The sequence below is a fragment of the Pseudomonas sp. MYb2 genome (genome assembly GCF_002979955.1).
Taxonomy (GTDB): domain Bacteria; phylum Pseudomonadota; class Gammaproteobacteria; order Pseudomonadales; family Pseudomonadaceae; genus Aquipseudomonas.
On sequence record NZ_PCQC01000015.1, the window covers coordinates 61798 to 86729 of the forward strand.

At 59.8% G+C, this 24932-nt stretch carries 27 protein-coding genes and 1 pseudogene; 16 read left to right on the forward strand and 12 right to left on the reverse strand.

Annotated elements, in window-relative coordinates; genetic code table 11:
• The 3 genes from tusD to CQ009_RS21890 form a co-directional block, all read right to left on the reverse strand.
• Window positions 1–393, reverse strand: coding sequence for a sulfurtransferase complex subunit TusD (gene tusD, locus CQ009_RS21880; protein ID WP_064390724.1), 393 nt, complete (start codon window positions 391–393; stop codon window positions 1–3).
• A gap of 200 nt (window positions 394–593) precedes the next feature.
• Window positions 594–1298, reverse strand: coding sequence for a YoaK family protein (locus CQ009_RS21885; protein ID WP_064390657.1), 705 nt, complete (start codon window positions 1296–1298; stop codon window positions 594–596).
• Between the two features lie 24 nt (window positions 1299–1322).
• Window positions 1323–1652: a DUF6388 family protein gene (locus tag CQ009_RS21890; RefSeq protein WP_064390656.1), complete on the reverse strand. Its 330-nt coding sequence runs from the start codon at window positions 1650–1652 to the stop codon at window positions 1323–1325.
• 134 nt (window positions 1653–1786) lie between these two features.
• Between CQ009_RS21890 and CQ009_RS21900 the strand changes: the two genes are divergently transcribed.
• The gene (locus CQ009_RS21900) at window positions 1787–2137 is read left to right on the forward strand and encodes a hypothetical protein (RefSeq protein ID WP_064390655.1); all 351 of its coding nucleotides are present in this window, start codon (window positions 1787–1789) and stop codon (window positions 2135–2137) included.
• A 116-nt stretch (window positions 2138–2253) separates the two neighbouring features.
• Here CQ009_RS21900 and CQ009_RS21905 read toward each other — a convergent pair whose 3' ends face one another.
• Window positions 2254–2679, reverse strand: a complete 426-nt coding sequence (locus CQ009_RS21905) for an N-acetyltransferase (RefSeq protein ID WP_064390654.1) — start codon at window positions 2677–2679, stop codon at window positions 2254–2256.
• A 148-nt stretch (window positions 2680–2827) separates the two neighbouring features.
• On the opposite strand from CQ009_RS21905, the gene CQ009_RS21910 reads away from it, so the two are divergent.
• From CQ009_RS21910 to CQ009_RS21925, 4 genes and pseudogenes are all read left to right on the forward strand, one after another.
• Window positions 2828–3265, forward strand: a complete 438-nt coding sequence (locus CQ009_RS21910; protein ID WP_064390653.1) for a hemerythrin domain-containing protein — start codon at window positions 2828–2830, stop codon at window positions 3263–3265.
• A 220-nt stretch (window positions 3266–3485) separates the two neighbouring features.
• Window positions 3486–4115, forward strand: a complete 630-nt coding sequence (locus tag CQ009_RS21915) for a lytic polysaccharide monooxygenase auxiliary activity family 9 protein (RefSeq protein WP_105708693.1) — start codon at window positions 3486–3488, stop codon at window positions 4113–4115.
• Between the two features lie 43 nt (window positions 4116–4158).
• Window positions 4159–5181 (forward strand): annotated as a pseudogene (locus tag CQ009_RS21920) (chitinase); the annotation flags it as partial.
• Between the two features lie 131 nt (window positions 5182–5312).
• Entirely contained in the window at window positions 5313–5900 is a 588-nt protein-coding gene (locus CQ009_RS21925; protein WP_105708695.1) for an NUDIX domain-containing protein, read from the forward strand.
• Window positions 5901–5984: 84 nt separating this feature from the next.
• On the opposite strand, the gene CQ009_RS21930 is transcribed toward CQ009_RS21925, so the two are convergent.
• The gene (locus CQ009_RS21930) at window positions 5985–6500 is read right to left on the reverse strand and encodes a methylated-DNA--[protein]-cysteine S-methyltransferase (protein WP_064390647.1); all 516 of its coding nucleotides are present in this window, start codon (window positions 6498–6500) and stop codon (window positions 5985–5987) included.
• Window positions 6501–6655: 155 nt separating this feature from the next.
• On the opposite strand from CQ009_RS21930, the gene ggt reads away from it, so the two are divergent.
• The 3 genes from ggt to CQ009_RS21945 all read left to right on the forward strand — a co-directional run bounded on the left by ggt (window position 6656) and on the right by CQ009_RS21945 (window position 10199).
• Window positions 6656–8383, forward strand: coding sequence for a gamma-glutamyltransferase (ggt, locus tag CQ009_RS21935; protein ID WP_105708696.1), 1728 nt, complete (start codon window positions 6656–6658; stop codon window positions 8381–8383).
• Window positions 8384–8449: 66 nt separating this feature from the next.
• Window positions 8450–8983 (forward strand): cysteine hydrolase family protein, encoded by a 534-nt coding sequence (locus CQ009_RS21940; RefSeq protein ID WP_105708697.1) that lies wholly within the window; start codon window positions 8450–8452, stop codon window positions 8981–8983.
• Between the two features lie 196 nt (window positions 8984–9179).
• Window positions 9180–10199: a lysozyme inhibitor LprI family protein gene (locus CQ009_RS21945; protein ID WP_105708698.1), complete on the forward strand. Its 1020-nt coding sequence runs from the start codon at window positions 9180–9182 to the stop codon at window positions 10197–10199.
• A gap of 48 nt (window positions 10200–10247) precedes the next feature.
• On the opposite strand, the gene CQ009_RS21950 is transcribed toward CQ009_RS21945, so the two are convergent.
• Entirely contained in the window at window positions 10248–10892 is a 645-nt protein-coding gene (locus tag CQ009_RS21950; protein ID WP_105708699.1) for a TetR/AcrR family transcriptional regulator, read from the reverse strand.
• A gap of 143 nt (window positions 10893–11035) precedes the next feature.
• Here CQ009_RS21950 and CQ009_RS21955 point away from each other — a divergent pair, with 143 nt between their 5' ends.
• Window positions 11036–11494 (forward strand): GNAT family N-acetyltransferase, encoded by a 459-nt coding sequence (locus tag CQ009_RS21955; RefSeq protein ID WP_105708700.1) that lies wholly within the window; start codon window positions 11036–11038, stop codon window positions 11492–11494.
• A gap of 126 nt (window positions 11495–11620) precedes the next feature.
• Window positions 11621–12256, forward strand: coding sequence for a hypothetical protein (locus CQ009_RS21960; RefSeq protein ID WP_064390641.1), 636 nt, complete (start codon window positions 11621–11623; stop codon window positions 12254–12256).
• Window positions 12257–12295: 39 nt separating this feature from the next.
• Here the strand turns inward: CQ009_RS21960 and CQ009_RS21965 are convergent, their stop codons facing one another.
• Both CQ009_RS21965 and CQ009_RS21970 read right to left on the reverse strand, forming a co-directional pair.
• On the reverse strand, window positions 12296–12841 hold the full coding sequence (locus CQ009_RS21965) for a hypothetical protein (RefSeq protein ID WP_105708701.1): 546 nt from the start codon (window positions 12839–12841) through the stop codon (window positions 12296–12298).
• Window positions 12842–12894: 53 nt separating this feature from the next.
• Window positions 12895–13212 (reverse strand): hypothetical protein, encoded by a 318-nt coding sequence (locus tag CQ009_RS21970; RefSeq protein WP_105708702.1) that lies wholly within the window; start codon window positions 13210–13212, stop codon window positions 12895–12897.
• A 157-nt stretch (window positions 13213–13369) separates the two neighbouring features.
• Here CQ009_RS21970 and CQ009_RS21975 point away from each other — a divergent pair, with 157 nt between their 5' ends.
• Window positions 13370–14815: a SulP family inorganic anion transporter gene (locus tag CQ009_RS21975; protein WP_064390638.1), complete on the forward strand. Its 1446-nt coding sequence runs from the start codon at window positions 13370–13372 to the stop codon at window positions 14813–14815.
• 12 nt (window positions 14816–14827) lie between these two features.
• Here CQ009_RS21975 and CQ009_RS21980 read toward each other — a convergent pair whose 3' ends face one another.
• Complete coding sequence (locus CQ009_RS21980; RefSeq protein WP_105708703.1) at window positions 14828–17014, reverse strand: GAF domain-containing protein; 2187 nt, start codon at window positions 17012–17014, stop codon at window positions 14828–14830.
• A 184-nt stretch (window positions 17015–17198) separates the two neighbouring features.
• A complete protein-coding gene (locus tag CQ009_RS21985; protein ID WP_105708704.1) occupies window positions 17199–17717 on the reverse strand; it encodes a carboxymuconolactone decarboxylase family protein in 519 nt (172 codons plus the stop codon).
• Window positions 17718–17849: 132 nt separating this feature from the next.
• Between CQ009_RS21985 and CQ009_RS21990 the strand changes: the two genes are divergently transcribed.
• Window positions 17850–18665 (forward strand): AraC family transcriptional regulator, encoded by an 816-nt coding sequence (locus CQ009_RS21990; RefSeq protein WP_105708705.1) that lies wholly within the window; start codon window positions 17850–17852, stop codon window positions 18663–18665.
• Window positions 18666–18668: 3 nt separating this feature from the next.
• On the opposite strand, the gene CQ009_RS21995 is transcribed toward CQ009_RS21990, so the two are convergent.
• Window positions 18669–19562: a DMT family transporter gene (locus CQ009_RS21995; RefSeq protein WP_105708706.1), complete on the reverse strand. Its 894-nt coding sequence runs from the start codon at window positions 19560–19562 to the stop codon at window positions 18669–18671.
• Window positions 19563–19652: 90 nt separating this feature from the next.
• Between CQ009_RS21995 and CQ009_RS22000 the strand changes: the two genes are divergently transcribed.
• A complete protein-coding gene (locus CQ009_RS22000) occupies window positions 19653–20984 on the forward strand; it encodes a PLP-dependent aminotransferase family protein (RefSeq protein ID WP_105708707.1) in 1332 nt (443 codons plus the stop codon).
• Window positions 20985–21035: 51 nt separating this feature from the next.
• Window positions 21036–21431, forward strand: coding sequence for a cytochrome c family protein (locus CQ009_RS22005; protein ID WP_105708708.1), 396 nt, complete (start codon window positions 21036–21038; stop codon window positions 21429–21431).
• A gap of 9 nt (window positions 21432–21440) precedes the next feature.
• Here CQ009_RS22005 and CQ009_RS22010 read toward each other — a convergent pair whose 3' ends face one another.
• Window positions 21441–22319, reverse strand: a complete 879-nt coding sequence (locus CQ009_RS22010) for a LysR substrate-binding domain-containing protein (protein WP_105708709.1) — start codon at window positions 22317–22319, stop codon at window positions 21441–21443.
• Window positions 22320–22478: 159 nt separating this feature from the next.
• On the opposite strand from CQ009_RS22010, the gene CQ009_RS22015 reads away from it, so the two are divergent.
• Window positions 22479–23780, forward strand: a complete 1302-nt coding sequence (locus tag CQ009_RS22015; protein ID WP_105708710.1) for an FAD-binding oxidoreductase — start codon at window positions 22479–22481, stop codon at window positions 23778–23780.
• Between the two features lie 52 nt (window positions 23781–23832).
• Window positions 23833–24921, forward strand: coding sequence for a polyamine ABC transporter substrate-binding protein (locus CQ009_RS22020; RefSeq protein ID WP_064390629.1), 1089 nt, complete (start codon window positions 23833–23835; stop codon window positions 24919–24921).
• Window positions 24922–24932 lie beyond the last annotated feature (11 nt).

Genomic DNA, 24932 nt, shown 5'->3' on the forward strand with positions numbered 1-24932 from the left:
TTACGCACCTCCGAAGCAGATCAGACGGTCGGCGTCTTGCACCGCGTCGTGCAACTGGCCCAGACCGGACAATTCCCACGGTGCGCTGACGGAGACCGCTTCACGCTGATAGCGCCTGGCTTCTTCATTGTTCAGCACGCCGCGACGCAGGGCGGCGGCGATACACACTACGCCGTCGAGCTTCTGCTCAGTGATGAATGCGCGCCACTGCTTGGGCAGGTCGAGTTCATCCTGCGGCGTGACCACCGCATCAGAGGCGTTGTAGACGCCGTCCTGATAGAAGAACAGCCGGACAATTTCATGCCCACCGGCCAGCGTAGCCTGCGCGAACAGCAGGGCGCGGCGCGAGGAGGGCGCGTGGGCGGCGGAAAACAGCGCGATGGCAAACTTCATGACGGACTCGATCAGCAAAACTGCGGCCATGATAAAGCATTGCAGACCGCAAAGGATCGCAGCGCTTACAGGGAAACACGATCTCTGTAGGAGCTGCGGCACGCTGCGATCTGTTGATTTTGATTTTGAGAAACAAGATCAAAAGATCGCAGCCTCGTTTCACTCGACAGCTCCTACAGGGAGTACGGGTCGGGCGTTGGTTAGCGCGGCATATAGCCCAGTTGCCAGCGCCGCGGGATTTTCAGAGAGAGCAGCCCGATCGTCGCGGCCAGCAAACCGCTGACAAACATCGCTTTGAGTCCCAGATGGTGTTCCAGCACCGCCCCCAGAATCGCGCCGACAAACATCCCGCTCCAAGGCACCAGTTGCACGCGCCAGCCGCTGCGCCGTTCGCCGAGCATCCAGCGGCCCAGTCCTCGCCCGAATCGCGACAATGCACCCGTGACATAGGTAAGTCCGACCGGTAAACCATTCACTTCTTCGACGGAGGCATTGAGCATGCCCATCGCAATGATCGCCGCCATCAGCGCCGGCAGTTGTGTGTCGAATGGCCAGACCGCCGCCGCACAAAGCAGGGCGGCGATACACAGCAGCAGCGGTAACGCCCGGCGTCCGCCGAAACGTGCGACGACAACCCCCAAGGCATTCCCGACAATAAATGTTGCGACGAGGATCAACAGGCGCACAGTCAACCCGACGTCGCCATCACTGATCGCCACGGCAAGTCGGGTGGTGTTGCCGCTCATGAACGAGACGAAGTCACCGCTGGCCATAAAGCCAATGGCGTCGGTCATTCCGGCCAGCACCGAAAGGCTGGCCACCAGCGCCAGACCAATCCGCCCGCGCCACTTTTGTGTGTGCAGATGGCCGGGGCTGGCGCGGTGAGTCGAGGCGGATGGCAGCATGAGTGCGGTGTCCTGGGGCGACAGTTACGGTTCTATGCCATATAGATCGCAATATTCCAGCCAATCCATCCCGGCCATTTCCGCCACCTCACGGTGGACTTCCAGCCGCTGCGCCTGATACTCCTCAGGCGAATCAGCGGTCAGTTGCAAGGTCAACTCCCAGGCGAACAGCCCAAGACTTTCCGCCTCGGCTTCAAATGCTTCGTGCAGGCGCTCTTCACGATACTGCGCCTGAGTTTCGCCTTTGGCCTGGGCCAGCAACGGGTTGAGATGATCGAGGGTTTCGCGCAGTTCGGGACGCGCGTCGAGAAATACTTGCAGGGCATGTTCATGTCGCTGGTCGGTAGGCGCCATGTGGTTTCCTTATGAGGCTGATGAGCTTGGGTTGCCGCAGCGGCCTGCGTGTGTCGCGCTATAAATGCAGTAAAGCAGAACGATTTCTGCTGCTGCAATGATACAGTCCGCTTTTTTCTGAATGAGCGAATGCAATGCGAATTCTGATGGTAGCGCTGGCGGCGACGATGCTGGCCGGTTGCGCGGGTTCGGCGATGAACGATGCTCGCACTCAAGCCCCTTACAAGGTACTGACTTCGGACAAAGCCGAGAAAGTCGTGGCCCAGTGCGTGCAATTCGGCTGGCAGGATGAGGCGGTGTTCGGTGTCGATGCGGCGGCTTATCTGGAACCGCGCAAGCTCGGCGGGACGACGGTCTACACGCGTTCGGCGGAGTCGTTTGTGGACGTGATCACCGAGGCCTCGGGCACGACGTTGAATTACTACGCGCAGAAGGATGATTTTGTTGCCAAGCGTCGGTTGGCGGCTTTAGCGACCTGCCTCTGATCATGCGTTGACGCAGCTGTCGGCATCGTCGGAACGCCGCCCGGAGCAGGCTCACTCCTACAGTGGAATGCATTCCAGATGTGGGAGCGAGCCTGCTCGCGAAGGGGCCGCAACATTCAACCGATCAATCGCTTCTGGAAGAAATGCCGCTTATGCCCCAGTGGATAATCCAGAATCTCTCCGCATTCGCTAAATCCAAGCTTCTTGTAAAACTCCGGTGCCTGGAAAGAGAAAGTGTCGAGCCAGATGCCAACGCAGTCTTTTTCCCGTGCCAGATCTTCCGCCCTCTGCATCAACTGCGAGCCGATACCCTTGCCGCGACCTTGCTCCGGCACGGCCAGTAACTCAATGAACAGCCAACGATAGAACGTGTGGGCATACAAACCACCGAGAATCGCGTCGTGTTCATCACGTACTAACAGAGCGATCGGCTCGAAGGTCGACGGTCCGGCTTTGGCAACGTTGTGCGCACGCAGCGGCGCGAGGATGGCTGTGCGTTCTTCTTCGGTCGGGTTTTGTGACAGCTCGATACGCAGGTTCATGCATGACTTCCTTGTTGTTTGAGTTCGCAGCCTATCCTGCCGCGCGGTCATCTTCCAAGCCCCGTTTCAACCCTTTGGAACTGCCGCTCACGCGCCGGGGTCTAGCTGTTACAGCGTCATTCCAGCACGCGGTTGATGAGGACATCCCATGAACATTTTCGAAGCCCTTCGCGAAAGCCATGACCGCCAGCGTACGTACGCCAAGACGTTGATCGAAACCAGCGGTGACACGCCTGAGCGGGTCGAAGCCTACAAACAGCTCAAGGCAGAACTCCAGGCCCATGAAACCGCCGAAGAGCGCCATTTCTACATCCCGTTGATGGAGCTTGACGAGGGGGTCGACCTGAGCCGCCATGCCATCGCCGAACACCATGAAATGGACGAGATGATGGAAGAACTCGACGAGACCGAGATGTCCAGTCCGGCGTGGTTGGTAACTGCCAAGAAGCTGTCGGACAAGGTTCATCATCATTTGAAAGAAGAAGAGCAGAAATTCTTCCAGATGGCCGGCAAATTACTCAACGAAAAACAGAAAGTACAGCTCGCCGGTCAGTACGAAAAGGAGTTCAAGGCACAGCTGCCGTGAGTACTGAATGGCAGCTTTTGCAGCATTGACGTGTAATCCTTTGGCGTCATTTAGGGTGGGTTTTATCGCAATGGCTGTATATACATCCAGTGCTTGCGGTGTTTTCAGGTTTTAACGCAGCTAACTGCGACAAAACCGCCGATGGACAAAAAATCCGTCTCCGTTAGCTTGAAGGCCTCTCCTCGGAAAGGAGAGTTCTTAAATCAACGGAGTGAAAAACATGAATCAACCACAAACCCAACTGCGACACGGTCGTGTGATTTCCCCTGCAAGCCGCGGTGCGGTAGCGATCGAGCAAGGATTGCTCGGCGCCTGGCAGGTCAATGAAATGGAAGGCGGGAAAAATTTCCCGGCGCTGGCAGCGGGCCCGTTCCCGGCCCCTTACCAGACCGACTCGGACAGTGTCACGCCACCGGCTGATGGCTACATACTCAGCGGCGGCAAGAGCGATGCCCGCGATTGCGTGAACTTCACCAATGACGAAATGAGCAAGAAGCTCTCCCGTCCATTCACCTGGCCGCTGCTCAATGTCACCCCGGGGCAAACCCTCGAAATCAAATGGGAATACACCGCGCCGCACACCACCCGTGGTTACCGCTGGCTGATCACCAAGGATGGCTGGGACCCGAAACAACGCATCACTCGTGCGCAACTGGAAGCCCAACCGTTCTTCGAGGACTTCTACACTCAGGTGCCTTATTACAGCTACCCGAATGAGTTGAAGGCCAAGGTCAGTCATGCGGTGAAACTACCGGCCAACAAGACGGGCCATCATGTGATCGTACTGATGTGGATCGTTGCCAACACCGGCAACGCCTTCTATCAGGCCTTCGACGTCGACTTCAAGTAACGGCGCTGCGTCGTCAAACCCACACGTTCTGAAGGATTAGAACATGTCAAAAATCGATTTCTCTTTAGTGCAAAGCGCGGTGAGCGATGCCGCCTCGCTGATGCCGAGCATTGCCGGTAAAAAGATCCTTATGGGCTTCTGGCACAACTGGCCGGCGGGCCCGAGCGACGGTTATCGCCAGGGTCGCTTCGCCAGCCTTTCGCTGGAGGAGGTGCCCAAGGAATACAACGTCGTTGCGGTCGCTTTCATGAAGGGCAGCGGGATTCCGACCTTCAAGCCGTTCAACCTTTCCGATGCCGAGTTCCGCCGTCAGGTCGGCGTGCTCAACAGCCAAGGGCGGGCGGTATTGATTTCCCTCGGCGGTGCCGATGCGCACATCGAGTTGCGCAGCGGTCAGGAACAACCGTTGGCCAATGAAATCATCCGTCTGGTGGAAACCTACGGCTTCGACGGACTGGACATCGATCTTGAACAGAGCGCGATTGACTTCGCTGCCAACAAGACCGTCCTGCCGGCCGCGCTGAAACTGGTCAAGGATCACTACGCAGGCCAGGGCAAGCACTTCATCATCAGCATGGCCCCGGAGTTTCCGTACCTGACCAGCACCGGTAAATACGTGAGCTACCTGCAGGCACTGGAAGGCTACTACGACTTTGTCGCCCCACAGTTCTACAACCAGGGTGGCGACGGGGTCTGGGTGCCGGAGGCCAACAATGGCGCGGGTGCGTGGATTGCGCAGAACAACGATGCGCTGAAGGAGGATTTCCTCTATTACCTCACCGAAAGTCTGGTGACCGGCACGCGCGGCTTCACGCGGATCCCGGCGGACAAGTTCGTCATCGGCCTGCCAGCCAACAATGATGCGGCGGCTACCGGTTATGTGATCGATAAAACCGTGGTCGGGAATGTCCTCAAGCGTCTGGCGATCAAGGGGCTGCCGATCAAAGGCTTGATGACCTGGTCGGTGAATTGGGACAACGGCACCAGCAAGGATGGCGTGCCGTACAACTGGGAGTTCAGCCGGCGTTATGGGCCGTTGATTCAGGGGGGGCGTTCCGTTGGGCAGGATGTCGATGACATGCAATCGCACATCGCCCGGTAGTTGCAAATAAAGAAGCCCGGTAGCGCTGCCGGGCTTTTTTTGTTCGCGCAATTATTCGACCATGGCGGCTTACTCAGGAAACAGGATCAAGCGTCATGTCCAACACAGCCGAGCGGGTCAACATCGTCGACACTCAGGTGTTGTCCCATGACTGGTATCTGCTGAAGAAAATCACCTTCGACTATCACCGCAACAACGGCGAGTGGCAGCGTCAGACCCGTGAGGTCTACGACCGTGGTAACGGTGCAGCGATTTTGTTGTTCAACCGCGAGCAGCGCACGGTGGTGTTGACCCGGCAGTTTCGCTTGCCGGTGTTCGTCAATGGTCATGATGGTTTGCTGATCGAGGTGGCGGCGGGGTTGCTCGAAGGCGCGGCACCGGAGCAACGGATTCGCGACGAAGCCGAGGAAGAGACCGGTTATCGCGTACATGATGTGAAGAAGGTATTCGAGGCTTACATGAGCCCCGGCTCGGTGACCGAGAAGCTGCACTTTTTCATTGCCGAATACGACGCCGCATCGAAGGTCAGCGACGGTGGTGGTCTGGAAGAGGAGACTGAAGAACTGGAAGTGCTGGAGTGGCGATTCGATGACGCGCTGGCAGCGTTTCAGCGCGGTGAGATCTGCGACGCCAAGACCATCATGCTGTTGCAGTATGCGGCGATGAATAACTTGTTTGACTGATAAATCAAAAGATCGCAGCCTTCGGCAGCTCCTACAGGTCAACGCATTCCAGGGTAGGAGCTGCCGAAGGCTGCGATCTGACGGCTAAAACAAATCCCCGGTTTTGCCAATCTGCGACCAGTCGCCACCTTCAAGGGTCAGCAAGCGCTCTTTCGCCTCCAGGCCCCCGGCAAATCCGGTCAGTTTCCCTGACGCGCCGATCACCCGATGACACGGCGCGACAATGGAAATCGGGTTGCGTCCGTTCGCTGCGCCCACTGCCCGCACGGCGCTGGGATTGCCGATCTGTTCGGCAATCTGGCGGTAGGTCCGCGTCTCGCCAAATGGAATGGTCAGCAGCGCCGCCCAGACCTTTTTCTGAAAATCCGTGCCAGCGAAATCCAGTTCCAGATCAAAACAGTCACGCGTCCTGGAAAAATATTCTTCAAGTTGTCGAGCCGTTCGAATCAGGATCGGATTGTCGTGTGCCTCGCTCATCGGCCCGAGGCGCACGCGGTTCGGTTTGTCATTTTCCCAGAGGATGGCCGCCAGTCGTGAACCGTTCGCGACCAGCTTCAGCTCGCCGACGGGCGAGGGCAGGGTGATGAACGTATAGGACATGACGGCAGACTCCGGATCAGGACGGCAACAGCGCCCAGCATACTGCCTGAGCGGGGAGGCGCAATACGCAAAGCCGACCATACTGCTTGGTGCTCTTGCAGCGTCCCCCGCTCTGTTTTGCACAGACCCTTGAAAACAAAAAAAGAGATCGACTCATGAAGTACGAACCTTTGGCCAGATCGCTGATTGCGACCTCACTGGCACTCAGCTGTCTCATGGCTCACGCGGCGTCAGTCGCACCGGTTGCCGCCGAAAACGGCATGGTGGTTACCGCGCAGCATCTGGCCACTCACGTGGGCGTCGACGTATTGAAAAGTGGCGGCAATGCCGTCGATGCGGCGGTCGCTGTGGGTTACGCGCTGGCGGTGGTGTATCCCGCAGCCGGCAACCTCGGCGGTGGCGGCTTCATGACCATTCAATTGGCGGACGGGCGCAAGACCTTTCTCGATTTCCGCGAAAAGGCCCCGTTGGCGGCGACGGCCAATATGTACCTCGACAAGGAAGGCAACGTCATTCCCGACCTGAGCACCCGTGGCCACTTGGCCGTCGGCGTACCGGGGACCGTGTCCGGCATGGAACTAGCGCTGAGCAAGTACGGCACCAAACCGCGCAAGGAGATGATTGCCCCGGCGATCAAACTGGCGGAAGACGGTTTCGCGCTGGAGCAGGGTGACGTCGAGTTGCTGGAGTACGCCACCGACGTGTTCAAGAAGGACATGCGCGATTCCGGTTCGATTTTCCTGCACAACGGCGAGCCGATGCAGGTCGGACAGAAACTGGTGCAAAAGGAACTGGGTAAAACCCTGCGGACGATTTCCGAAAAAGGCGCCGATGGCTTCTATAAAGGCTGGGTCGCCGATGCCATCGTCACTTCCAGTCAGGCCAACAAAGGCATCATCACTCAGGCCGACCTCGACAAATACAAGACCCGCGAACTGGCCCCGGTGGAGTGCGATTACCGTGGTTACCACGTGGTCTCCGCGCCACCGCCAAGCTCCGGAGGTGTGGTGATCTGCCAGATCATGAACATCCTCGAGGGCTATCCGATGAAGGATCTGGGCTTCCATTCGGCCCAGGGCATGCATTATCAGATCGAAGCGATGCGCCATGCATACGTGGATCGCAACAGCTACCTCGGCGATCCGGATTTCGTGAAAAATCCCATCGAGCACCTGCTCGACAAGAACTACGCCACCAAACTGCGCGACGCCATCCAGCCACAGAAGGCCGGGGTCTCGGCTGAGCTGAAACCCGGCGTCGCACCGCATGAAGGCAGCAACACCACGCATTATTCGATCGTCGACAAGTGGGGCAATGCGGTCTCGGTCACTTACACCCTCAATGACTGGTTCGGCGCCGGTGTGATGGCCAGTAAAACCGGGGTGATCCTCAATGACGAGATGGACGACTTCACCTCCAAGGTCGGCGTGCCGAACATGTACGGCCTGGTGCAGGGCGAAGCCAACGCCATCGCTCCGGGCAAGGCGCCGCTGTCATCGATGAGCCCGACCATCGTCACCAAGGACGGCAAAGTGGTGATGGTGGTGGGCACGCCGGGTGGTAGCCGCATTATCACGGCGACTTTGCTGACCATGCTCAACGTCATCGACTACGGCATGGGCCTTCAGGAAGCGGTCGATGCGCCACGCTTCCATCAGCAGTGGATGCCGGAGGAAACCAACCTCGAGGACTTCGCCGCCAGCCCCGATACGCGCAAGATTCTCGAGAGCTGGGGCCACAAGTTCGCCGGCCCGCAGGACGCCAACCACATCGCCGCGATTCTGGTGGGGGCACCTTCGCTGGGCGGTAAGCCCGTTGGCAAAAACCGTTTCTACGGCGCCAATGATCCGCGCCGCAACACCGGCTTGTCACTGGGTTACTGAGGGGCGTAAAAAAGGGGCGGGCTCACGTCCGCCCCTGTCTCAAGGACTGATCAAGGAAGGCTCATCATGACCACCGCATTACTGATCATCGACGTCCAGCGCGCCCTCTGCTCGGGCGAATATCAGTGCCATGACATTCACCGGGTGATCGACACCATCAACGGTCTCAGCATCCGCGCCCGCCAGGCAGGTGTGCCAGTGGTGCTGATTCAGCACGAAGAGAAGGACAGCCCCTTGGCCCATGGTGCCGAAGGCTGGCAATTGGCCGAAGGGCTTGAGACATCGCCCAAAGACCTGCGCGTACGCAAAACCACCCCGGACTCGTTCTACCAGACTGACTTGCGCAAACTGCTGCCGAGCGAAGATTTCGAAAAACTGGTCATCTGTGGTCTGCAAACTGATTACTGCGTCAACGCCACCGTGCGTCAGGCCCATCAACTGGGTTATGACGTGGTGCTCGTTGCGGACGCCCATTCCACCGTCGACAACGGCAACATGAGCGCCGAAGACATCATCGCCGAACACAACAAGGATCTGGCGCACCTGACCGGCTCCGTGGCGCGTATCGACGTCAAACCCGCAGCCGACATCACGTTCTGACAACCCACACAAAACCTGTAGGAGTGAGCCTGCTCGCGATAGCAGTGTGTCAGTTGGCGCAGCATCGTCTGACTGGACGCTATCGCGAGCAGGCTCACTCCTACAGTGATTGCGAAACCCTGATTGCCATGTACATCAGGGATTTCCGCTGGCGGCACTGGCATACTGCCCGCCGTCCGAAGAATGGAATCTCTCGATGTTCGCGATCTCCCTGCGTCACGCCTTGCTGCTGACCGCCCTTGCGTTTGCCTCTGTTACCCACGCCAGCAGTTTCGATTGCGCCAGCGCTGCCAGCAAAACTGAAAAAGCCATTTGCGCTGATCCGGATATCTCGCGCCTCGACGAGCAACTCTCGGCGCGCTGGCGGTCGACCCTGGCCAAGGTTGCCGATCCGAAAGCGCTTAAAACGGATCAGCGAGGATGGTTGAAGCAACGTAATCAATGTGAAGACCGGGTTCCCTGTTTGCGCCGGCAGTATTTGATGCGTCTCACGGCACTTGAATACATGGTCAAACCGTTTTCCTGGGACGCCACTTGGCAGCTCATTCCCTGGGGAGTTTCGGAAGGGGCAGAAATCACCACCAGGCGCCAGGATGCTTCTCACATCGCCTTTGATATTTCAGCCGCGAACGGCTCCCACTCGGGGGAACTGGAAGGCATTGCAACGATAAAGGGGACGCAGGCCCGATACGAGCAGGGAGAATGTGTCTTGACCTTCAAGGCTCTCAACGGCCTGATCGATGTAGTACAGGATGGCGCTGATTCCGATTGCGGCGCCGGCATGGGCGTTTACTACGGTGGACGGTATGTGCCATCGAAGCAGGCAGTCTTGGTCGACTATGATTTGCTCACGCTGGGTGTGGCACAAACCCAGCGGGAAAACGCAATGTTGCACACGCTGCTCAAGGACGACTATCAGACGCTACTGCAAAACTGCGGCTTGAAGATGGACGGTGAGTCCTCCGAAGACGTGCCGAACAGTGAGGTCAGCAACTATTGGGTCCGGGGATTGCCATCGAGCAACGCGGCGATTGTCATGCGTGCACCGAATGAGCAGTTCTGGATCATAGTCCTGGTACCCCAGTCCGGGGGTAAAACCCTTGCGCGTTACTACACCAATGTTGCGCAATGGAAAGGGCGTATGCCCGACGTCCTGCACGCCTGGTATGCAAGTAAAGGCGGGGAAGGCCATATGCCTGTGGATTTCATGCCCTGACCCGCATCAATCCTGCTGGCGTCCGAGGGGTTGTGAAACCACAGCCCTTCAAGTTGCAAACAAAACCCCACGAATCTCGCCGGCTCGCGGCGCTACGACCACGCCCTCAAGCACCATACGCGTAATCGTCTGCGCCGCCATTTGATAATCCTCATCCTGCGGCACTTCGCGCCCCGTGATCCGGCCCATTTGCCAGCCAATATTGGTGTACGTCCGCGTCGCCGACCAGATGAACAGCATCAAATGCTCCGGGTCCACCGGCGCGAGCAAACCGCGTTCGATCCAGCTGCGCAGGCATTCAACATTGCGCCGCGCTTCGGTCCGCAACAGATCGCGGCACTCGTCGGGCAACTGTCGACCGCCAAGCAGTAACTCGCCACTGAACACCTTGGCAATCGCCGGATGTTCGCGGGCTATACCAATCCGCGCGGCGACGTAGGCGCGCAGCCCCGTCAGCGGATCATCGCTTTCACGCAGCACTGCCGAGGCCTCCAGCAGCGGTTCGACAAAACCCAGCAGCACTTTGCTGTAGAGGTTTTCCTTGGTCTGGAAGTAATAATACAGATTGGCCTTGGGCACCCCGGCACGCGCCGCGATATCGCGGGTCTGGGTGGCGTCGAAGCCGTTGGCGGCAAACTCTTCGCTGGCGGCGGCGAGGATCAACTGCTCGTTGCGGACGCGGATGGCACTCATGGACACACAGATTGGCTGGACGGCATGAAAAGGTTCTGGCGATTTCGGATTCGCAATATACAAAACTATATAGCGATGAGGCCAGTACACTCGACAGACAGCGCTATGATGATTCGATCATTGATTGGAAACGGAGCGAGGCCATGTCCCTTCATGCTTTGCGGGCCGACGCGACACATCTGGATGCGGTGGCGGCGTTGTTCGACGCTTATCGAAGCTTTTATCAGCAGCCGTCGAACCTTGAGCAATCGCGAGCCTTCATCGCAGAACGCATGGCTGCCAGCGAATCGGCGATTTTTCTCATTCAGGATGAAAACGGTGAAGCGCTGGGTTTCGTGCAGCTGTATCCGACATTCTCGTCAATCGATGCCCACCGCACCTGGCTGCTCAGCGACCTGTTCACTGCACCTGCCGCCCGTGGGCGCGGCGTTGGCCGACTGCTGATGAACACGGCGCGGGATTTTGCCTTGGCGACCGGCGCCAAGGGATTGGTGCTGGAAACCGCCACGGATAACTTCACGGCGCAAGGCTTGTACGAATCCCTCGGCTACGTACGCGACAGTGGTTTCTACACCTACATGCTCGACTTGCGGCAGGGCTGAGCAATTTTTTGCCGATTTCGCCATTTCAGGCTTTCGCTGGAAGGCCGCTCTCTCTAGAATCCGCCCGGCCTTCGCAATGAAGGCTCAATGCCATCATTTGGTCGTGTACACATAGGGACGGACATCATGCAATTCGGGAAAATTCTGGCGCTGGGGCTGGTACTTGCGCTGGGCGGCTGTGCCAGTTTCACCAAAGACGAAGTGGCGCCGGTGACCATGCCGTCGATGGCCAGCTACACCAACAAGCCAAACGTCTACGTCGATTTCGATTTCTATCAGGGCGAGCCGAAAAGTGGTTCCGCCGTGGAAGTGCCGCAGGCACGTGATCAACTGAAACCACAGCTGCAAAAAATTCTTACCGATTCGGGTCTGTTCGGCCGTGTCACTCTGGACGAGTTCCAGAAGCAGCCGGGCGACTACAGCCTGCGTCTGAAAATGTACAACCATCCGCCGAATGCAGGTTCCATGGTGCTGGCCTTCATCAGCGGCTTCAGCATGATGGTGATCCCGGCGTACGGCACTGATCAGTACACCTTGAGCCTGGAAGGCATGGATGGCCAAGGTCAGGCCCTGACCACTGCGAGCAACCACGATGCGGTCGGTACCTGGATCGGCATCTGGTTTATCCCGCTGATGGCCAACACGACTAAAGACGCGGTAAATGACACCTTTACCCGTCAGGTCAACGCGTTGCTCAAGCAAATGGTTGATAACAAAAACCTGAAGTACTCGGCACTCGAAACCGGTATCCCACGGGTTTGAAGCGAAAAAAGAGCCGCAATCGCGGCTCTTTTTTTGCCCTTATTTCAGGGCCTGAATGAACTGTGGATCGCTGTACAGTTCCTTCAGCAAATCGCGCACCATCGGGTTGTAAGCGTTGACCGCGTTCGGGATCGCAATGAAACCGAAGAAGCTGCTGCTCCACTGGCTGCTGACATCTTTGGTGGCGTCGTACACCACATTGTTGCCGTTGAGCAGTGTAAAGCGAGCGGCCAGTTTGCCGTCGCCGGTGCCCATGCCGGCGGACAGTTCGTTCTTCACCACCAGTACTTTCAACTGACGCTGCGCCTGTGGATCGAGCAGACCGGCCTTTCTCAGTTCTTCGGTGATCGCGTCCTGAATGTGCGCCGGGATGCTGCCGGACGGCGAGCGCACCGGGTTGGCGCGGACCACCAGCGAACCTTCACCGGATTCGGCGGTGACCTGAGGATTGCTGATCGCGTGCAGCGGCGGGGTTTGCTTGAGCTTCTGGACGTTCTCAAAGCTTGGCTCGTAGCGGGTCATGGTCATGCCACAGCCTTGCAGTAGCAGGGCCAGCATCGGGATCAACAACAGCGACTTCTTCACGGCAGTTCCTTGCGTGGGAATAGAGGAGGGCGCGAATTATGGGCAGAGTGCCATCATTGAGCAACCTCGTTCGCTTGCACGTTGAGCAAGTGCTCGATCTGCGCCAGTTCCCAGGTACTGAGCAAACTTACCGGGTCGGTGCCAAAACGCTGCCAGTGTTCTAGCGAGCCTTCTTGTCCATCGCCGCTGCGGGCATATTCACAGTGATGTAATTGCCCCCCGGCAAAATCCAGCAGCAGGCGCCAGCCGTCGATATCGACTGTGACCATTGCGGTCTCGACGGGTGCTTCGCAGACTTTGAACGCGAGCACTCCGAGTGCCGCTTCACGCAAACGCTGGCACACCTCGCGGGACGTCAGAAATGCAGACATGTCGAACTCAATGACCAGAGGAGCGCGCCAGCATAAAGCCCGAGCCGACAAGTGTCAGCGTTCACTGGCCCGATCCTGAACAATTCCGTAACATCCGCAACCCTCTTTTCCCCGAACACCTGCGGCCGTACTCGTCGGCCGCTCAGTCAGGTAAGCCATGAAACCGAAACGTCTGCGCGCCGATGTCCTGGCCGGACTCACCACCTCGTTTGCCCTGTTGCCCGAATGCATTGCGTTCGCGCTGGTGGCGCACCTCAATCCGCTGATGGGCCTGTACGGCGCTTTCATCATTTGCACACTGACCGCATTGTTCGGCGGCCGGCCGGGGATGGTCTCCGGTGCCGCAGGTTCGATGGCCGTGGTCATTGTCGCGCTGGTGGTGCAACAGGGCGTGCAGTATCTGCTGGCGACGGTGCTGCTCGGCGGTCTGATCATGATGGCGTTCGGGCTGCTGCGCCTGGGCAAACTGGTGCGCATGGTGCCGCACCCGGTGATGCTCGGCTTCGTCAATGGCCTGGCGATCATCATTGCGCTGGCGCAACTGGAGCATTTCAAGAGCGGTGAGGACTGGCTCAGCGGCACGCCGTTGTACCTGATGACCGGTCTGGTGGCGCTGACCATGGCCATCGTCTACATTCTGCCGCGCCTGACCAAAGCGGTGCCGCCGGCACTGGTGGCGATCCTTGGCGTTGGCTTGCTGGTCTACCTGTTCGGCCTGCCGACCCGCACCCTCGGCGACATGGCGCACATTGCCGGCGGCCTGCCGACGTTCGCGCTGCCGGACATTCCGTGGAACCTGGACACCCTGCGCATCATCGCCCCGTACGCGATTCTGATGGCGCTGGTCGGTCTGCTGGAAACCTTGCTGACCCTGAACCTCACCGATGAAATCACCGAAACCCGTGGCTACCCGGATCGCGAATGCGTGGCGCTCGGTGCGGCGAACGTGGTGTCCGGCGCGTTCGGTGGCATGGGCGGTTGCGCGATGATCGGCCAGACCGTGATCAACCTCAGTTCCGGTGGTCGCGGGCGTTTGTCCGGGGTGGTCGCGGGCGTGCTGATTCTGTTGTTCATTTTGTTTCTGTCACCGCTGATCGAGCGCATTCCGCTGGCCGCATTGGTCGGCGTGATGTTCGTAGTGTCGCAGCAGACCTTCGCCTGGGCGTCGCTGCGGGTGGCGAACAAGGTTCCGCTCAACGATGTGCTGGTGATCATCGCCGTGACCACGATCACCGTGTTCACCGATCTGGCCACGGCGGTGCTGTGCGGGATCATCATCGCTGCGCTCAACTTCGCCTGGCAGCAAGCCCGCGAGTTGTACGCCGATGAGCATCTGGAGAGCGACGGCAGCAAACTCTATCGCCTGCACGGCACGCTGTTCTTCGCCTCGACCACGCCGTTTCTCAACCAGTTCGACCCGGCCAACGACCCGCAAAAGGTCACGCTGGACTGTCGCCACTTGAGCTTCGTCGATTACTCGGCGATCGCCGCGTTGAAAACCCTGCGTGAACGCTACGCCAAGGCCGGCAAGCATGTGCAAGTGTTTCATCTGTCGGAGCGCTGCAAGAAGTTGCTCAAGCGCGCCGGTGTCGATCACGACTGAGTCGGGCGCCGATCAGCCCTTGAGCCAGGTCTTGCCGAGGATGCGCGAGACCTGATCGGCGGAGTAGGGCTTGGGCAGAAAGTCGTAACCTTCGTAACCGCTGCGCGCCAGTTCTTCGCTGTAGCCCGAGGTCAGCACCACCGGCAGGTCCGGGCGTCGCTGGCGCAGCTCTTTGGCCAGCGCGACGCCGCTGATCCCCGGCATCACCACGTCGGAAAACACCGCATCGAACGCCATGGCATCGGCGCCCACCAGTTGCAACGCTTCTTCGGCGTTGGTCGCCCAAGTGGTTTCGTAACCCAGATCCTCAAGGATCTGCTGGGCGAAACGGCCGACATCGAGATTGTCCTCGACCACCAGCACCCGACGGCGGATATCCGCCGTTGGCGTCTCCTTGATTTCGATGTCTTCCGGCGCTGCGACCACGCTGGCGCTGATTTGCGGCAGGTAGAGCGTAAACACCGTGCCCTCGCCAACCACGCTGGATACATCGACGTTACCGCCCGACTGCTTGGCGAAGCCGAACACCTGCGACAACCCAAGGCCGGTGCCTTTGCCGACATCCTTGGTAGTGAAGAACGGTTCGAAAATATGCTCGAGGGTTTTTGCGTCGATGCCGGTGCCGTTGTCGGTCAGGGTAATTGCCACGAACGGACTGCGTGAACCGGCATGCGCACGAATCGCCGGCAACGGTTTGCCGCCTTCCAGTCGCAGCTTCAGCAGACCCTGACCGTCCATGGCATCGCGGGCGTTGAGGGCAATGTTGATCAGCGCGGTCTCGAACTGGCTCAGGTCGGCGCGGATATAGCACGGCTGATCCGGACGCTCGACGCTGATATGAATCTGCGCGCCAGTCACTGATTCGAGCATTTCGCCAATGTTCGCCAGCCGCTCACCGGCATCGACGACTTCCGGGTTCAACGGCTGACGACGGGCGAAGGCGAGCAGTTGGCTGGTCAGTTTCGCCGCGCGTTCGACCGTATCGGACACTGCGCGCATGTAGCGCTGGCGGCGCTCGTCGGAGAGGTTCGGCAGCCGCAGGAAGTCCACCGAGGAACGAATGATCGTCAGCAGGTTGTTGAAGTCATGGGCCACGCCGCCGGTGAGCTGGCCGATGGCTTCGAGTTTCTGCGACTGGCGCAACGCCGATTCGGCATGGGCCAGGCGCACGCTGCGCTCCTCGACCCGCTGCTCCAGCGTGGCATTGAGTTCCTCCAGCGCCAGCAGGCCCTGACGCACTTCGGCGTCGGCGCGCACGCGCTCGATGTGCGCCCAGCAGCGTTCGGTCACTTCACTCAACAGCGCCTGTTCGAACCGCGACCAGGCGCGTGGTTGCTTGTCGTGAATGGCCATCAGCGCGGTCAACCGGCCTTGCTTGATCAGCGGCATGCAAATGGTCGCGGTGAGGCCGATGGCCTGGAATGTCGCCGATTCCTCGGGCGGCAGTTCGGTGCGGTTGTCGTGGATGATCAACGGCTGGCCGGCGTGCAGCAGGGTCACGGCTTTCTCGCCGAAGTCGCGCAAGCTGTAGTGCCCGACGATGCTTGGCGAGCCCGCCGCGGCAAAGTCGCCGCGAATGGTGAAGCCGTCCTCGTCGGCATCCATGTCGGCATAGGCGCAATTGGACAGGTTAAGGTGCTCGACCATCAGGCGCGTGCTCGCGGCGAGAATCGCCTCGGCGTCGCTGGCGTTGGTCACCGCGTTGCCGATCGCCTCCAGCACAGCGAGGCGCTGGTTGAGAAAAACGGTTTGAGTGGTTTCGGTCACAGTGTCGAGCAGGCCGACGATGTGGCCTTGGGAGTCGCGAATCGGGCTGTAGCAAAACGTGAAATATGCCTGTTCCGGGCCCGCGCCGCGGTCCACCACCAGAGGAAAGTTTTCGATATAGGTGGCTTTGCCGGCAAACGCAGCCTCGGCAATCGGGCTGATCTCGCGCCAGGCTTCTTGCCAGACTGTACTGAAAGGACGCCCGAGCGCCTGCGGTTTGTTGCCGAGGATCGGCCTGAACGCGTCGTTGAAGAGAGTGATCAGTTCAGGGCCCCAGACAATCGCCTGAGGAAAATGCGAAGCGAGACAGAGCGAGACGGTGGTCTTGAGTACATCCGGCCAGTGTTCCAACGGGCCGAGGGGCGTGCTCGCCCAGTCGTGCCTGCGTATCTGTTCGGCCATCTCGCCGTTGTCTTGCAACCAGTTTGTCATAGGGGGTCGGGTCTTTCCTGACGTCAGCCTGTGAAAAAAGACCCGCGCGCGTGGTGTTTGGTTTCAGAGCACCAGACCTTGGTTGGCAACGCACACGATTCGAGCCTGTGAACATCATGGCACGGCCAAACGATTTGTGGCGAGAGAGCACGCTCCCTCGCCACCGTTTCGATACAGGCGTTTATCAAGCGTCGATGGCCGGGAAATCAATGTCCGTCAGCGCGGTGTTGTTCAGATAATTGGTCAGGGTCTGAACCGCCACCAAGGCAATCACTTCGATGATTTTCAAGTCATCGATACCGGCGGCGCGGGCGGCAGCGATCTGCGTGTCGCTCAGGTGACCACGGCTCTCGGTCAGTTGGCGGGCGAGGGCGGCGTACGCATTGAGTTCGCCCTGACGCGCCGCGACGATGTCCTGCGCCGACAGCCCCGACTTGCCGGCAAACAAGGTGTGCGCCGCCAGGCAGTAGTCGCAACCGTTGACCTGAGACGTGGCGAGGTACACCGCTTCTTTTTGCTGGGCGCTCAGCGAGGTCTTGCCGAGGATCGCCGAGGCTTGCACATAGGTGTCGAGGGCAACCGGCGCTGTAGCCAGTGTCGCGAACAGATTCGGCAGGAAGCCGATTTTCTTTTTCACGCCTTCCAGCACAGTGCGGGTGGCGTCGGTGGTGGTGTCGAGGTTGATGGTGTTGATGCGGCTCATGGTGATGCTCCGAAAGTCCGGTGCGAAGTGCGCCGGCGATGGAGTGAATGGTAGGCATCGCGAGTAGCGCTTTGGCGGCAAATCGTCGAGGATATGCGACAGATCGTCCAGATATGTCGACGGGAGTCAGCCATGGATCGTTTATCCACCTTGCTCAGCCATTTTGGCGTGAACGCCGGAACCTTTCACAGCGGCACGTTCTGCGGTGTCGCCGTGCACGAGGGCGAACCCGCCGGCCATGTGCATCTGTTGCAAGCGGGTGAACTGCTGGTCAAGCCGGGTAACGAACGTGAGATCCGTCTGACCGAACCGTCGCTGATTTTCTTTCCCCGACCGTTTGCCCATCGGATGTTTGCCGACGAAGCCATGCACAGCCAGGTGGTGTGCGCAACGCTGACCTTTGACGGTGGTTCAGGCAATGCCCTGGCCGCCGCGTTGCCGGATTATCTGGTGCTGAAACTGACTGAAATCCCCGAGTTGGCGAGCACGGTCGAATGGTTGTTCAGGGAAGCTTTCGAAGGGCATTGCGGGCGGATGGCGGTGATGGATCGGCTGTTCGAACTGCTGGTGATTTTGCTGTTGCGTCATCTGATCAGCAGCCGTGAACAGCAACCGGGGATGATCGCCGGGCTGGCCGATGCACGTTTATCGCGGGCCTTGAATTCGATGCATGAGCAGCCGCAAACGCCGTGGAGCGTGGCCGAACTGGCGACGCTGGCGAACATGTCCCGCGCCAGTTTTGCCGAGCAGTTTCGCCGCGTGGTCGGGCAGACACCCGCGGATTATCTGCTGAGCTGGCGGGTCAGTCTGGCGCAGAAGCGTTTGCGCGAAGGCAAGCCGATTGCGCTGATTGCCGAGGAAGTCGGCTACGAAAGTCCGTCGGCGCTGGCCCGGGCGTTTCGGCGCAAGACCGGCCTCAGTCCACGGGAATGGAAAGCCGGTTCCTGAAGGTCATTTGGCGAATCTCTTCGCCCCGGCCACGCACACGATCACACCCAAGGTCACCGCGAGCATGCCGAGGCTGACCTGTTCGTGCAGCAAGGTCGCCGCCAATGCCAGACCGAAAAACGGTTGCAGCAACTGCAACTGACCGACCGCGGCGATCCCGCCCTGGGCCAGACCGCGATACCAGAACACAAACCCGATCAGCATGCTGAACAACGACACATACGCCAGACACAGCCACGCCGACAGGCTGATCTGGCCGAACGAGGCGGGCGCCAGCCACACACTCGACAGCGCCATCAACGGCAACGCCAACACCAGCGCCCAGCAAATCACCTGCCAGCCGCCGAGGCTGCGCGACAGCTTCGCGCCTTCGGCATAGCCGAGGCCGCAGGCCACAATCGCTGCGAGCATCAGCAAGTCGCCGGTGGGCGAGGCGGTCAGCCCCTGAGAGACCGCGTAGCCCACCACCAGCGCACTGCCCAGCACGGAAAACATCCAGAACACCGGCCGTGGACGCTCGCCGCCACGCAGCACGCCGAAAATCGCCGTGGCCAAGGGCAATAATCCGACGAACACAATCGAATGCGCCGACGTCACGTGTTGCAGGGCCAATGCCGTCAGCAACGGAAAGCCGAGCACCACACCGAGCGCCACGATCAGCAACGACAACCACTGATTGCGCGCCGGGCGCCGTTCGCGAAACAGCCACAGCAAGGCCACGGCCAGCACGCCGGCGATGGCCGCACGCAGCACCGTGAGAAACACCGGATCGAATTCCAGCACTGCCAGCCGCGTGGCCGGCAACGAGCCGCTGAAAATCACCACGCCGATAAAACCGTTGATCCAGCCACTGGTTTTTTCCCGGATCGGGGGTTTCAGGGTCGAGGTTCTTTCCATGTCTGATCGCGCTCGGCAGTGGGGTTGCGTTGTGATCATCCTAGGGTCGAGAATCAGCACAATCAAAAAATTGTCATGGATACATCTCGCATGCCGCGTTCGCGCTACAAGACCATCGTGGATGCCTACGCGGCAGACATTCGCTGCGGGCGTCTGGCGCCGGGCACGCGCTTGCCGACCCACCGGCAACTGGCGGCGCAGGAGGGGCTGGCGCTGGTCACTGCGTCGCGGGTCTATGCCGAGCTGGAAGCGATGGGGCTGGTCAGCGGCGAAACCGGGCGCGGCACCTTCGTGCGCGAAACCGTGTTGTCGCCGGGGCAGGGCATCGATCAGAAAGACGTCGCGGTGGGCATGATCGACCTCAACTTCAACTACCCGTCGTTGCCCGGTCAGGCAGAGTTATTGCGCACAGCGTTGCGGCAACTGGCGTTGTCCGGGGACCTGGAAGCGCTGCTGCGATATCAGCCCCACGCCGGTCGCGCCCATGAGCGTGCTTCGGTGGCGCGGCATCTGCTCGCGCGCGGCGTGCAGGTCGATGCCGCGCAAGTGCTGATCGTCAACGGCGCCCAGCAAGGGTTGGCGGTGACGTTGATGGCGTTGCTCAAACCCGGTGATGTGATTGCTGCCGATGCGCTGACCTATTCCGGTTTCAAAGTGCTGGCTGAGGCGCTGCATCTGGAGGTCGTGGCGATCCCGGTCGGCGCGCACGGGCCGGATCTGCAGGCGCTGGAAAAACTCTGCCGCAGCCGCTCGGTGCGCGCCGTGTACAGCATGCCGACCCTGCACAATCCGTTGGGTTGGGTGATGCCGTTAGCGGCGCGCGAACAGTTGGTGGCGATTGCCCGACAGCATGATCTGACCATCATCGAAGACGCGGCCTACGCGTTTCTCGTAGAAAATCCACCGCCTCCGTTGGTGCAATTGGCGCCGGAGCGCACCGTGTACGTGTCCGGCCTTTCGAAGAACATCGCCACCGGTTTGCGCGTCGGCTTCATCGCCGCGCCTGAACCTTCAGTGCCGGCGCTGGAACGCATCATCCGCGCCACGACCTGGAACACCCCCGGCGTGATGACGGCCATTGCCTGTGGCTGGCTCGATGACGGCACGGTCAGCGTGCTGGAAGAGCAGAAACGCAACGATGCAAAGGCACGGCAAGCACTGGCGGCCAAGGTGCTGAAGGGATTGCCGTACATCGGCCATCCGGTTTCGTATTTTCTGTGGTTGCCATTGCCAGAAGATGTGCGCGCCGATCAGATCGTGGTGGCGTTGATGCACGAGCAGATTTCCGTCACCACCGCCGAGCCGTTTTCCGTATCGGCGCATGTGCCCCATGCGATTCGCCTGGCGCTGGGTTCGGTGGACATGGCGGTTCTGCGCCAGGCCTTGACCACGGTCAGGCAGATCATCGGCGCTTACCTGTAAAAACAAATGCTACCCTTGCGCCGCCCGATTCACGCCGATCCGGAACCTTCGATGAACAACACCGCACGCCTGTCCCTCGCCCTGACGCTAACCGCCGCGCTGTTCAGCCCGCTCACTCACGCGGCGGGCGACCCCGCAGCCGGGGCGAAAATCTTCCCGCGTCTGTGCGGTGGCTGCCATCAGGTCGGCGAGTCGGCGCGACCGGGTTTCGGCCCGCAACTCAACGGCATCATCGGCCGACCGGCCGGCACCTCGGCGAACTATGTGTATTCCGATGCGATGAAAAACTCAGGACTGACCTGGAATCGCGAAACGCTGATCGCGTACCTGAAAGACCCGAAAGGCGTAGTGCCCGGCACACGGATGATTTTCTGGGGGCTGAGTGACGAGGAGAAGGTGGAAAACTTGCTGGCCTATCTGCAGAGCTTTCAAGCCACTGCGCCATAAAACTGCGGCTCAAGTCTGAGCCTGATCGGCAAACCACTGCATGACTGAACTGCACCCCGGATGCGCCGCCGAGCCCGGCTGCGGGCACAACGCGTAAACCCCTCCAGTCTTCAACGGCTCGCCAAACGGCACCCGCAACACGCCACGCTCGATCGACTCCGCTGCCAGCGTCATGTCAGTCACCGCCACGCCCAAGCCGCGTGCGGCCGCGTCCAGCGCCAACTCATCCAGATTGAACGGAATGTGCCGGTAATCCTCCAGCGGCTTACCGTCGTTGGCCGCCAGCCATTCGATCCACGCCTGACGATCCGCCGAGCGGTGCAGCAAGGCAAAGCGCTGCAATTCTTCGATCGAGCGCGGTGCATGGGCCAGATTCGGCGAGCACACCGGCACCAGGGTTTCCTCGAACAGCGTCAGGCACGCCGCGTCGCTCGATGGCTGTGGCAGGTAAAGAATGTAGGCATCGCTGTCGCTCGCCGGCTCCACCACTTCAGTCGCCACTGTTTCAATCGCTAGCGATATTTCCGGGTGGCGCAGATAGAAATCGCTGAGCTTGGGCAGTAACCAGCGCACCGCCAGCGACACATGCATGCGGATGCGAAACGGGCGCTTTTGTGGCGCGAGGCGTTCTTCGAGGGTTTTCAGTTGCTCAAGGATGCTGCGGGCGCTGGCCAGTACCAGTTCGCCTTCCGGGGTCAGGCGCAGGCTGCGGCTGGTACGCATGAACAGGGCCACCTTGAAGTGGTTTTCCAGTTGCTGGATTTGCCGGCTCACCGCGCTTTGCGTCAGGCACAGGGTCTGCGCAGCGCTGGTGAAGCTGGCGCAACGGGCGACTTCAACCAGCGTCTGCAAGGCTGGCAGGGAGGGCATGTGACGAATGTTATCCATGCGTTTTCCGAATGGCTCGATGATTTTATAGCGTTGGTCGGTTTGGCGAAGACCTTATAGATTCTAGCTCTGGTCGCGATCTTCTCAAGCGGTGCATGCGATTCACGCATGTAGAACGGGCAGAAGCAAGGCGCAGAACGACAGTCAAAGAGGTGGAGCATGGAAAATGTATGTGGCTGGATCGCGCAAGCCGGCAGCGCACCGCAAGGCGCTCGCCTGAGCGGCGCGCAAAAGGCTGACTGGCTGGTGATCGGCGCTGGCATCACCGGGCTCAGCGCGGCGCATACGCTGGCCGCATTGCATCCGCAGGCGCGCATTATCGTGGTGGATCGGCAGCGGGCGGCGCAGGGCGCTTCGGCGCGCAACTCGGGATTCGTCGTGGCCCATGAACACCCGGCGCACAGCGAATTGATCGGCGAGCCGGGTTTTGCCGGATTTGAAGTCGATACCGCCATTTCCCGCGCGGCCAGCGACGAAGTGCGCCAACGCATTGCCCGGCATGCCATCGACTGCGACTTTCGGGACAGCGGCTATTACTTCGCCGTCAACGACCGCGCCAAACTCGACCACGTCGACGCCAAACTGGCCACGCTGCGGGCCCTTGGGGCGCGGGCGGAATTTCTTCAGGGCGCGGCGTTGGCGCAAAAACTCGGTACCCGTCATTACCAAGCGGCGATCTGGTGCGGCCAAGGCAACGCGTTGCTGCAACCGGCCAAATACGTGAAAGGTTTGCTCAACGCTTTGCCGGGCAGCATTACGCTGTACGAGGACACAGACATCAGCGGTCTTGAACGCCTGAGCCATGGACGCCTGCGCGCCAATTCGGTAGACGGCAGCATTGAGGCGAAACAAGTGCTGGTCTGCCTCAACGCCTTTGTTCCCAGGGTCGGAATCGCTGACACCGCGACGTTCCCGATGGAACTCAGCGCCAGCCTCACACGGCCCCTCACCGAGCAGGAGTTTCAGGCCATCGGTGCGGTTGAGCCGTGGGGCGTGTTGTCGACCCGACCGCTGGGGGCGACGGTGCGGCTCACCCCGGATCGTCGGGTGATGATCCGCAACACCGCCGAATACCGCACGCGCGACCTGTCCAACGGCGAACTGACTTTACGCCGCCAGCATCACGTCCGTGGTCTGCAACGGCGCTTTCCGTTCCTCGGCGAGTCGGACATTCAATACACCTGGACCGGTCACCTGAGCGCGAGCCGCAGCGGTCAGGCGTATTTCGATCGGGTCGAGGAGGGCGTTTTCGCCGTCGCCGGCTGCAATGGTTCCGGCGTGGCGCGCGGCACGTTGTGGGGACGGTTGCTGGCGGAACTGGCCTCGGGCATCGATTCACCGCTGCTGCAATCGGTGATGCACAGGGCCGAGCCGGGCTGGTTGCCGCCGCGTCCATTGTTCGACATCGGCGCAATGTTGCGCATGCGTGTGGAGGCGGTCAGGGCCAGAACAGAAATCTGAATATTCACCCCATTACCCAAGAACAAAAGCCACTCAACTCAGGTGATAGAACATGCGCATCCAGCCACTTTTTCTGACGGTCGTGCTCGCGGCCGCATCGGCAACGGTTTACGCCGATGAAACCGTCAACATCTCCAACTGGAACAGCTACATCGCCCCGGACACCCTGGCCAATTTCACCCAGGCCACCGGCATTAAAACCACCTACGACATTCACGACAGCAACGAAGTGCTGGAGTCGAAACTGATGACCGGCAACACCGGTTATGACGTGGTCAGCCCGTCGAACCACTTTTTGTCGCGGCTGATCAAGGCCGGGGCGATTCAGAAACTCGACCGTTCGCAGTTGCCCAACTGGAAAAACCTCGACCCGGTGCTGATGCAGAAACTGCAGGTCAACGACCCGGGCAATCAATACGGCTTTCCGTACATGTGGGGCACCGCGGGCATCGGCTACAACGTCGAAAAGATCAAAGCCATCTTCGGCACTACGGACGTCACCCGTTCATGGAAGCTGTTGTTCGACGAAGACAACATCAAGAAACTCAGCCAGTGCGGCGTGGCGTTTATCGACAACCCGACGCAAGTGTTGCCGATCACCCTCAATTATCTGGGCCTGCCACCGCACAGCCATGAGCCCGACGATTACAAAAAGGCCGAACAGGCGTTGTTGAAGATCCGTCCGTATATCCAGTATTTCCATGCGTCCAAGTACATCAGCGATCTGGCCAACGGCAACGTCTGTGTGGTGATTGGTTTCAATGGCGATATCGTTCAGGCAGCGGCGAGTGCCCGGGAAGCGAAAAACGGCATCGATATCGCTTACTCGATTCCCGACGAAGGCACGACGTTATGGTTCGACATGCTGGTCATGCCCAAGAGCGCGCCCCACGAAAAAAGCGCCTACGCGTACATGAATTACCTGCTCGAACCGAAAGTCATCGCCAACATCAGCAACAGCATCCACTACGCCAACCCGAACGCGGCGGCCCATGAATTCCTCAATGCAGATGTGCAGCAGGATTCAGCGATCTACCCGCCGAAAAGCGTGCTGGAAAAACTGTTCACCGTGGAAGAGTTGCCGGCAAAGATTGCGCGCCTGACCACGCGGCTGTGGACCAAGTTGAAAACCAATACGTGAGACCGGATGCG

Coding starts and splice junctions, on each gene's coding strand:
- CQ009_RS21970 (WP_105708702.1), bottom strand. CDS start 13,212: ATGTCTGCATTTCTGACGTCCCGCGAGGTGTGCCAGCGTTTGCGTGAA.
- CQ009_RS21950 (WP_105708699.1), bottom strand. CDS start 10,892: ATGAGTGCCATCCGCGTCCGCAACGAGCAGTTGATCCTCGCCGCCGCC.
- CQ009_RS21955 (WP_105708700.1), top strand. CDS start 11,036: ATGTCCCTTCATGCTTTGCGGGCCGACGCGACACATCTGGATGCGGTG.
- CQ009_RS21990 (WP_105708705.1), top strand. CDS start 17,850: ATGGATCGTTTATCCACCTTGCTCAGCCATTTTGGCGTGAACGCCGGA.
- CQ009_RS22015 (WP_105708710.1), top strand. CDS start 22,479: ATGGAAAATGTATGTGGCTGGATCGCGCAAGCCGGCAGCGCACCGCAA.
- CQ009_RS22020 (WP_064390629.1), top strand. CDS start 23,833: ATGCGCATCCAGCCACTTTTTCTGACGGTCGTGCTCGCGGCCGCATCG.
- CQ009_RS21960 (WP_064390641.1), top strand. CDS start 11,621: ATGCAATTCGGGAAAATTCTGGCGCTGGGGCTGGTACTTGCGCTGGGC.
- CQ009_RS21885 (WP_064390657.1), bottom strand. CDS start 1,298: ATGCTGCCATCCGCCTCGACTCACCGCGCCAGCCCCGGCCATCTGCAC.
- CQ009_RS21915 (WP_105708693.1), top strand. CDS start 3,486: ATGAATCAACCACAAACCCAACTGCGACACGGTCGTGTGATTTCCCCT.
- CQ009_RS21900 (WP_064390655.1), top strand. CDS start 1,787: ATGCGAATTCTGATGGTAGCGCTGGCGGCGACGATGCTGGCCGGTTGC.
- CQ009_RS21905 (WP_064390654.1), bottom strand. CDS start 2,679: ATGAACCTGCGTATCGAGCTGTCACAAAACCCGACCGAAGAAGAACGC.
- CQ009_RS21995 (WP_105708706.1), bottom strand. CDS start 19,562: ATGGAAAGAACCTCGACCCTGAAACCCCCGATCCGGGAAAAAACCAGT.
- CQ009_RS21940 (WP_105708697.1), top strand. CDS start 8,450: ATGACCACCGCATTACTGATCATCGACGTCCAGCGCGCCCTCTGCTCG.
- tusD (WP_064390724.1), bottom strand. CDS start 393: ATGAAGTTTGCCATCGCGCTGTTTTCCGCCGCCCACGCGCCCTCCTCG.
- CQ009_RS21890 (WP_064390656.1), bottom strand. CDS start 1,652: ATGGCGCCTACCGACCAGCGACATGAACATGCCCTGCAAGTATTTCTC.
- ggt (WP_105708696.1), top strand. CDS start 6,656: ATGAAGTACGAACCTTTGGCCAGATCGCTGATTGCGACCTCACTGGCA.
- CQ009_RS22010 (WP_105708709.1), bottom strand. CDS start 22,319: ATGGATAACATTCGTCACATGCCCTCCCTGCCAGCCTTGCAGACGCTG.
- CQ009_RS21975 (WP_064390638.1), top strand. CDS start 13,370: ATGAAACCGAAACGTCTGCGCGCCGATGTCCTGGCCGGACTCACCACC.
- CQ009_RS21930 (WP_064390647.1), bottom strand. CDS start 6,500: ATGTCCTATACGTTCATCACCCTGCCCTCGCCCGTCGGCGAGCTGAAG.
- CQ009_RS21985 (WP_105708704.1), bottom strand. CDS start 17,717: ATGAGCCGCATCAACACCATCAACCTCGACACCACCACCGACGCCACC.
- CQ009_RS21910 (WP_064390653.1), top strand. CDS start 2,828: ATGAACATTTTCGAAGCCCTTCGCGAAAGCCATGACCGCCAGCGTACG.
- CQ009_RS21945 (WP_105708698.1), top strand. CDS start 9,180: ATGTTCGCGATCTCCCTGCGTCACGCCTTGCTGCTGACCGCCCTTGCG.
- CQ009_RS22000 (WP_105708707.1), top strand. CDS start 19,653: ATGCCGCGTTCGCGCTACAAGACCATCGTGGATGCCTACGCGGCAGAC.
- CQ009_RS21925 (WP_105708695.1), top strand. CDS start 5,313: ATGTCCAACACAGCCGAGCGGGTCAACATCGTCGACACTCAGGTGTTG.
- CQ009_RS22005 (WP_105708708.1), top strand. CDS start 21,036: ATGAACAACACCGCACGCCTGTCCCTCGCCCTGACGCTAACCGCCGCG.
- CQ009_RS21980 (WP_105708703.1), bottom strand. CDS start 17,014: ATGACAAACTGGTTGCAAGACAACGGCGAGATGGCCGAACAGATACGC.